This is a genomic window from Diaphorobacter sp., from assembly GCF_050251835.1.
Classification (GTDB): Bacteria; Pseudomonadota; Gammaproteobacteria; order Burkholderiales; family Burkholderiaceae_C; genus JBFXIE01.
In genome coordinates, this window is record NZ_JBFWLZ010000042.1 from 20,072 (window position 1) to 27,907 (window position 7,836).

A 7,836-nucleotide genomic window follows, 5' to 3' on the forward strand; every position below is an offset into this window, starting at 1 on the left:
CGCTATAAGCTATCAATTGCATAGCGATTGCTGTTGCAGCGCCACCAGTTGGGCAATGCCTTTTTCGGCCAGGGTCAACAACTCGTCCATCTCGCGGCGCGAGAAGGCGGCGCCTTCGGCCGTGCCCTGCACCTCGACGTAGTGGCCCAACCCTGCCTGATCCACGGTCATGACGACGTTCATGTCGGTGTCGCAGGCCACGTCTTCGGTGTATTCCAGATCCAGCAGCGGAGTGCCCTGCACGATGCCCACCGACACGGCCGCCAATGCGCCCGTCAGGGGCGACGCGGTGATCTTGCCGGCCGCCAGCAGCGTGCCCACGGCATCGTGCGCAGCCACCCAGGCGCCGGTGATGGCGGCCGTGCGCGTGCCGCCGTCGGCCTGGATCACGTCGCAGTCGATCTGGATGGTGCGCTCGCCCAGCAGCTTCAGGTCGAACACCGCGCGCAGGCTGCGGCCAATCAGCCGCTGGATCTCTTGTGTGCGCCCGCTTTGCTTGCCGCGGGCGGCCTCGCGGTCGCTGCGGGTGTGGGTGGCGCGCGGCAGCATGCCGTATTCGGCCGTCACCCAGCCCTCGCCACTGCCGCGTTTGTGCGGTGGCACTTTCTCCTCGACCGATGCGGTGCACAGCACGCGGGTGTTGCCAAACTCGATCAGCACCGAGCCCTCGGCATGCATGGTGTAGTGGCGCGTGATGCGGATGGGGCGCAGTTGATCGGCGGCGCGGCCGTCGCTGCGGGAAAAATGCGTGTCAGGACGCGTTGGCACAAGGGAGGGAGTCATTAGGGGCGGGTTGTGTCTGTCAGGCAATGGGCAGACCGCCCGGGGCCGTGTCGGCACGGTCCATGGGCAGTACGGCGACGCAAGTCATGCTGCGGTCATGCTTCGGATTTGCGCGCTGCGGAGCGCCGAATGGCTTCGTTGATTTCGGCGATCGTGCGTTCGATGGCTTCGTCGTCCAGCTCGTCCGGGTCGTCCGCCAGGCCTTCGAGGGGGCTGGCCTGAATGGTGGAGGCGAACACGTCGTCGTGGATGCTGTCGGTGGAAATGCCCTGTGTGGGCTCGAAGGCGTCCGGCGTCTCCCATTCCATGGCCACCGCAGTGACGTTGTCGCTGCTGTCGCCGGCGCGGCGCAGGGCGTCTTCGACCAGGTCGGGCACGGCGTGCGATACCGCCTGGCGGCCCAGCTGGCGCGCGATGGTCGCGTCGTCCAGGGCGCCCCATAGTCCGTCGGAGCACAGCAGGATGCGGTCGCCGTGCTCCAGCAGCACGGGGCCGGTCACGTCGTACAGCGGCTTGGTGGGCGAACCCAGGCAGGTGAACAGCACATTGCGGTTCACACGCTCCAGTCCGGGGATGGCGGCCTTGCGCAGCTCCTGGTAGGAATGGTCGCGTGTGCGCATGAGCATTTCGCCGTCACGCACCAGGTACAGGCGCGAGTCACCGCAGTGAATCCAGCTTGCGCGCCCGTGCTGCACCACGGCAATCACCAGCGTGGAGCGGGGCGAGTCCTGCATCGCCCGGTGGCTGCCGTAGCGCAGAATCTGGTGGTGCGCGCCCAGCAGCGCGGCAGACAGAAATTCAGCCACGTCCGCGAGCACGGGCTTGGCCTGGCGCTGAAACAGCATGGACACGCTCTGGATGGCGATCTGCGCTGCGACCTCGCCGTCGGGGTGGCCGCCCATGCCGTCGGCCAGCACAAACAGGGCGGATTCACGCGTGTAGCAGTAGCCCATGCGGTCTTCGTTTTTCTCGCGCCCACCGCGGCGGCTGATCTGGAAGACAGAAAACTTCATCTGGGTTTGACCCCTAGGCCAGTGGCCTCGCCCACCTTCTGCATGTTCTTGCGCGTGTCCGACACCAGGGTATCGAGCTGCATGCGCATTTTTTCGGCCACCGACAGTTTGGTGTAGCGGCGCTCGCCCTCGCGCGAGAGCTCTTTTTGCAGCGCAAACACCGACTGCGGGCGCGACAGCGGATCAAGTGCCATGCACCATTCGACCACCTCGATGAGGTTGTCGGAGTAAGCCCCGCGCAGCTTGCCCAGGGCCAGCGACAGCCGGTCTTTCTCCTGGCGCTGCGGCGCCTCGTTGGGCGGAAAGCCTTGCATGCATGCGTACATGCAGGCGCCAATGGCGTAGATGTCGGTCCACGGCCCCAGCTGCGTGTCGCGGCGGTACATCTCGGGCGCGGCAAAGCCCGGCGTGTACATGGGGCGGATGAAGTTGCCTTCTTTGGACAGCACCTCGCGCGCGGCGCCAAAATCAATGAGCACCGCGCGGTTGTCGTCGGTGATGAAGATGTTGGCGGGCTTGATGTCCAGGTGCAGCATCTTGTGCTGGTGCACGATGCGCAGCCCGCGCAGCACCTCGTCGAACAGCGAGCGGATGGTGGACTCGCGAAACACCTTCTGCGTCTTGAGGTCGCGGGCGGTGATGATGTAGTCCTGCAAGGTGGCGCCCTCCAGGTAGTTCATCACCATGTACACGGTCTCGTTCTCGCGGAAGAAATTCAGCACGCTCACCACCGATGCGTGCGAAATCTGGGCCAGCGATCGGCCTTCTTCAAAAAAACTCTTCAGACCCAGGCGATACAAAGACAGCTTTTCGGGCGGTACCCTGGGCAGCAACTCGCCCGGCGCGCGTGCCGCCAGGGAGGCAGGCAGGTATTCTTTGATGGCCACCTGTTGGCCCTCGGCGTCCACGGCGAGATACACCACGCCAAAGCCGCCAGAGGACACCCGGCGCACCACACGGTAGCCGCCGATGATGGTGTCTGGGGGCAGGGGAGCCGGCTTGATTTTTGACATAGGAAGCGAAGGCCGTCGTGGGTACGGTCGGGGAACCCGGATAATCGCTGGATCACAAGCAATCAACCACCGAAAGGTCAAATGGCAGTTTACAGCATGACCGGATACGCGAGCGTGCAGCAGGAGTTGACCGCTGCGGCGCCGGACAGGGATGCGGGCGCAGGTCGCCTGGGCCTGGAAATACGATCCGTCAACAGCCGCTTTCTGGATCTGTCTTTTCGTATGTCCGATGAGCTGCGGGCCCAGGAACCCGCTCTGCGGGCGCTGCTCACCCAGCAGCTGCGGCGCGGCAAGGTGGAGGTGCGCGCCTTCGTGGACAACGAAGAATCTGCCAGCCTGACGGAGCCCACGCTGCGCCAGTTGCAGCGTGCCGGGGCGGTGCAGGATGCCGTGCGCTCATGGCTGCCCGATGCCGCACCCTTGACCGTGGCAGACGTTCTGCGCCTGTGTGGCGGTGGCGGCGCGCCCGTGCGCGACTGGAGCGAACCCGTGGTGCAGCTGGCACGCAAGGCACTTGATGAGCTGGTCGCAGCCCGTGAGCGCGAAGGTGAGCGTCTGTCGGCCATGTTGCTGGATCGCATTGCGCAGCTGCGAGACCTGGCATTGCAGGCGGTTCCGCTGGTGCCGCAACTGGTCGAGCAACAGCGTCAGCGCTTCATGGAGCGCTGGCGTGAGGCCATGCAACTGGCCGAAGGCGCTGCATTGCCAGAGGCCGCGCAGGATCGCGCCCTGGCAGAGGCCACGGCCTTTGCCATCCGCATCGACGTGGCCGAGGAGATCACCCGGCTGCAGTCCCACCTGCATGAGATCGAGCGCCTGCTTGGCAAGGGCGGCGAGATTGGCAAGCGGCTGGACTTTCTGATCCAAGAACTGCACCGCGAGGCCAACACCCTGGGCTCCAAGTCTGCCGCCATGGAGCTCACGCGTATCAGTGTGGACATGAAGGTGCTGATCGAGCAGATGCGCGAGCAAGTACAGAACATCGAGTAATAATTCTATTTTGATAGCAGCTGGCGCACACCCCATATGGACTATCCCGGAAATCTATTTGTAGTCTCTGCCCCCAGTGGTGCGGGTAAATCCAGCCTGGTCAAGGCGCTGCTGGAGGTGGATTCGCATGTGCAGCCCTCGGTGTCGCACACCACGCGAGCGCCGCGCGGCCAGGAAAAGCATGGGCGCGAGTATTTTTTTGCGTCAGAGCAAGAATTTGACGCCATGGTGGCAGCCAACGGGTTTGTCGAATGGGCCAACGTGCACGGGCGGCGCTACGGCACATCGCGCAAAGTCATTGAAGAACGCGTCGCGCAGGGCGCGGATGTGGTTCTGGAAATCGACTATCAGGGCGCGCTGCAAATCAAGCAGGCCTTCGTCAACGCGGTGCTCATCTTCATCCTGCCACCCAGCTGGGAAGAACTGCGCTCGCGCCTGGAGCGGCGCGGCGAGGACACCCCCGACGTGATCGATTTGCGGCTGAAGAATGCGGCTGATGAGCTGGCCCAGGCCTGCAAATTCGACTTCGTTATAATCAATGAAGTTTTTGAACGAGCACTTTTTGACCTGAAGTCCATCGTTCACGCGCAGCGCCTCAAGTATGCTGCCCAGCGCCGCGCTCGGGCCGACACCTTCAGGTCGCTGAACATCCCCTGAATTCCCCCTGGAGAAAACACCATGGCCCGCATTACTGTGGAAGACTGTCTCGAGAACATTCCCAACCGCTTCCAATTGGTGCTTGCCGCTACGTACCGCGCGCGTATGCTCAGCCAGGGTCACGCCCCCCGGATTGAAAGCCGCAACAAGCCTGCCGTAACGGCCTTGCGCGAGATTGCCGCGGGCAAGGTGGGTCTGGAGATGCTCAAGAAGGTGCCTGGCTGATTGCCTTTGGTCAACGGTGCACCCGTCGAGAAAACACCGCTCAGCGGTGTTTTTTTTTGGGCGCCTGTGCCCTTGTCCTGGGCACGATACATTTATGTCATGAACGAGGTGTTGAACAAAGCCACTGTCGCCAGTGCGCAGACCGAGACGGCTGTCCCTGGCAGCCCCTCTGTCGCGGCAGCCAATGCTGCTGCGGCGAGCTTCGCTGCGCTTGTGGAGAAGCTTGACTATCTCGACAGCTCCAGCGTCGAGCAGGTGCGGCAGGCGTATCGCTATGCCGACGAGGCCCACCTGGGGCAGTTGCGCAGCAGTGGCGAGCCCTACATCACGCACCCGATTGCGGTGACGGCGCTGTGTGCCAGTTGGAAGCTGGATGTCCAGGCGCTCATGGCTGCGTTGCTGCACGATGCCATGGAGGACTGCGGCATCACCAAGTCGGATCTGATCGACCGCTTTGGGTCTCCTGTGGCAGAGTTGGTTGACGGGTTGACCAAGCTGGACAAGCTGCAGTTCAACACGCGTGAGGAAAACCAGGCCGAGTCCTTTCGCAAGATGCTTTTGGCCATGGCGCGTGATGTGCGTGTCATTCTCATCAAGCTGGCAGACCGCACGCACAACATGCGTACGTTGTCCGACATGCCGCGCAGCAAGTGGCAGCGTATTTCTTCGGAAACGCTGGAGATATACGCGCCCATCGCGCATCGCCTGGGGCTCAATCAGACCTACCGCGAGTTGCAGGATCTTGCCTTCCGGCATCTGCATCCCTGGCGCTATGCGACCTTGTCCAAGGCAGTCACCAAGTCGCGCAACCGCAGGCGCGACATTGTCCAGCGGGTGCAGGCCGAGGTGGATGCGGCGTTTGGCCGCCTTGGCATGAAGGTACGCCTGTCCGGCCGTGAGAAAACCCTGTTTGCGATCTATCAGAAGATGCATTTCAAGCATCTGAGCTTTGCCCAAGTCACGGATCTGTATGGCTTTCGCGTCATCGTGCCGTCAGTCGTTGATTGCTACACGGCCCTTGGCGTGTTGCATCAGATGTACAAGCCTGTACCCGGCAAGTTCAAGGATCACATCGCGATCACCAAGCTCAACGGTTATCAGTCCTTGCACACGACGCTGGTGGGGCCGGCCGGATTGAACATTGAGTTCCAGGTGCGAACCGAGGAGATGCATGTCGTGGCCGAGGCTGGCGTGGCTGCGCACTGGCTTTATAAGGCGCAGGGGTCGGATAACGTTGTGGCCGAACGCCTTGGTACCAAGTGGCTGCAGTCACTGCTGGATATCCAGAACGAGACGCGTGACGCGGCCGAGTTTTGGGATCACGTCAAGGTGGACCTCTTTCCGGATGCGGTGTATGTCTTTACGCCCAAGAGCCAGATCCTTGCACTGCCGCGGGGGGCTACAACGGTGGATTTTGCCTACGCGATTCATAGCGATATCGGCGACCGTACCACCGCAGCCCGGATCAATAACGAGCAGGTGCCCCTGCGCACTGAACTCAAGAACGGCGACGTGGTGGAAATTGTGACTGCGCAGGGCGCCCGACCCAATCCTGCATGGCTGGGCTTTGTGCGCACGGGCCGGGCTCGTTCCAAGATTCGTCATCACATCAAGACCCTGGCGCAAAACGAGTCAGCCGGGTTGGGCGAGAAATTGCTGACGCAGGCGCTACGCGCCGAGGGCATAGAACAATTGCCCGACGTTCTGGCGCAGGAGGCTGTCTGGGACAAATTGCTGCGTTTCACCGGAAACCGCAGCCGAGTGGAGTTGATGACCGACGTGGGCTTGGGCAAGCGTATTGCCAGCATTGTGGCCAAACGTCTGGCGCTTCTGCTGTCCGAGGAAGGGCAGCGCCCCGATGCGCTGCTGCTCACGCGTGAGCGCTACAGCTCCCACGAGAAGGTCTCGCAGGGCAGCATTACACTGGATGGCAGCGAGAATGCATCGGTACAGTATGCGCCATGTTGCCGTCCCGTTCCCGGTGATGCTATCGTGGGTTATCTGGGGCGCGGTGAAGGGCTGGTCGTGCACCATGCGCAGTGTGGAGTGGCCAAGAAACTCCAGCACAAGGATGGCGAGCGTTTTATCGCGGTGGACTGGTCAGATGAGCCCACTCGCTTGTTCGAGACAGGCATCACGGTCACGGTTACCAATGGAAAGGGCGTGCTGGCGCGTATTGCGTCGGAGTTCGCAAATTCTGAAGCTGACATTGTGCGTGTGGACATGGACGATGCCATGGATACCACCGATCTGCGCTTCGTCGTCGCGGTGAGAGATCTGGCCCATGTTGAGATCGTGCTGCGCAATTTGCGCCGAACACACTCCGTATTGCGGGCATTTCGCGTACTGCCGCAGCTTGTCTGAGCTTGTCTGTCAGTGCGGCAATTCGGGCGATTCCGGATAACTGACCGACAGAATCTCCAAGGTGCGCATGCCGGCTGGCGTCTGCAGGGAAACCTCGTCGCCTACTCGAGCTTTGAGCAGCGCGCGTGCTACTGGCGAAACCCAACTGATCTGTTGTAGGCTGTTATCGACCTCGTCAACACCTAAGATGGTCACCGTTCGCTCAATGTTTTCATCATCTACGTAGGTGACTGTGGCGCCAAAGAAAACCTGGTTGTTGCCCAAATGGATCGACGGGTTCACCACCTCGGCAATCTCGAGTCGCTTGGTGAGAAAGCGGATCCGACGATCAATCTCCCGCAATCTCTTCTTGCCATAAAGGTAGTCGCCATTTTCCGACCGGTCACCGTTGCTGGCTGCCCAATGAACGATGTCCACCACCTTGGGCCGCTCCTGATCAATCAGCGTGAACAACTCTTCCCGCAGGCGTGCGTAACCCTGCAGCGTGATGTAATTCTTGCCCTCTGCGGGGAGGTTGGACGGCAATGCCGGTTCGTCATCATCGGCATCGGTTTCTTTGGTAAAGGCCTTGTTCATGCGCCAATGGTGCCCGAAAGTGAAATGCCACTCACCTACCGCAGTAGGGCAAAAACGGAAAAAGCCCTGGAACATTGCTGTTCCAGGGCTTACCGTTTGGTGCGGCTGGCAGGAATCGAACCCACGACCCCTTGGTTCGTAGCCAAGTACTCTATCCAGCTGAGCTACAGCCGCTAAGCTTTGAATTATAGCACGATAAACGCGAATTTTTCAAA

8 protein-coding genes and 1 tRNA gene are annotated in these 7,836 nt (G+C 61.5%); 4 read left to right on the forward strand and 5 right to left on the reverse strand.

Features of this window, described 5'->3' with window-relative positions; translation table 11 throughout:
- Positions 1-12: 12 nt before the first annotated feature.
- From rph to AB7E35_RS12820, 3 genes are all read right to left on the reverse strand, one after another.
- Positions 13-783: a ribonuclease PH gene (gene rph / locus AB7E35_RS12810; protein ID WP_428167680.1), complete on the reverse strand. Its 771-nt coding sequence runs from the start codon at positions 781-783 to the stop codon at positions 13-15.
- 95 nt (positions 784-878) lie between these two features.
- Entirely contained in the window at positions 879-1,796 is a 918-nt protein-coding gene (locus tag AB7E35_RS12815) for a PP2C family protein-serine/threonine phosphatase (protein WP_428163844.1), read from the reverse strand.
- Positions 1,793-2,809 (reverse strand): serine/threonine protein kinase, encoded by a 1,017-nt coding sequence (locus tag AB7E35_RS12820; RefSeq protein ID WP_428163845.1) that lies wholly within the window; start codon positions 2,807-2,809, stop codon positions 1,793-1,795. Before AB7E35_RS12820 ends, AB7E35_RS12815 begins: the two co-directional genes overlap by 4 nt.
- A 96-nt stretch (positions 2,810-2,905) precedes the next feature.
- On the opposite strand from AB7E35_RS12820, the gene AB7E35_RS12825 reads away from it, so the two are divergent.
- The 4 genes from AB7E35_RS12825 to AB7E35_RS12840 all read left to right on the forward strand — a co-directional run bounded on the left by AB7E35_RS12825 (position 2,906) and on the right by AB7E35_RS12840 (position 7,045).
- A complete protein-coding gene (locus AB7E35_RS12825; RefSeq protein WP_428163846.1) occupies positions 2,906-3,799 on the forward strand; it encodes a YicC/YloC family endoribonuclease in 894 nt (297 codons plus the stop codon).
- Between the two features lie 36 nt (positions 3,800-3,835).
- On the forward strand, positions 3,836-4,456 hold the full coding sequence (gene gmk / locus AB7E35_RS12830; RefSeq protein WP_428163847.1) for a guanylate kinase: 621 nt from the start codon (positions 3,836-3,838) through the stop codon (positions 4,454-4,456).
- 21 nt (positions 4,457-4,477) lie between these two features.
- Positions 4,478-4,681: a DNA-directed RNA polymerase subunit omega gene (gene rpoZ, locus AB7E35_RS12835; RefSeq protein WP_428163848.1), complete on the forward strand. Its 204-nt coding sequence runs from the start codon at positions 4,478-4,480 to the stop codon at positions 4,679-4,681.
- Positions 4,682-4,780: 99 nt separating this feature from the next.
- Positions 4,781-7,045 carry a RelA/SpoT family protein gene (locus AB7E35_RS12840; protein ID WP_428163849.1) on the forward strand — a complete coding sequence of 755 codons (2,265 nt, stop codon included), beginning with the start codon at positions 4,781-4,783 and terminating at the stop codon, positions 7,043-7,045.
- A gap of 9 nt (positions 7,046-7,054) precedes the next feature.
- Here AB7E35_RS12840 and greB read toward each other — a convergent pair whose 3' ends face one another.
- Both greB and AB7E35_RS12850 read right to left on the reverse strand, forming a co-directional pair.
- On the reverse strand, positions 7,055-7,696 hold the full coding sequence (gene greB, locus AB7E35_RS12845) for a transcription elongation factor GreB (RefSeq protein WP_428163850.1): 642 nt from the start codon (positions 7,694-7,696) through the stop codon (positions 7,055-7,057).
- A 22-nt stretch (positions 7,697-7,718) separates the two neighbouring features.
- Positions 7,719-7,795, reverse strand: a tRNA-Arg gene (locus AB7E35_RS12850).
- Positions 7,796-7,836 lie beyond the last annotated feature (41 nt).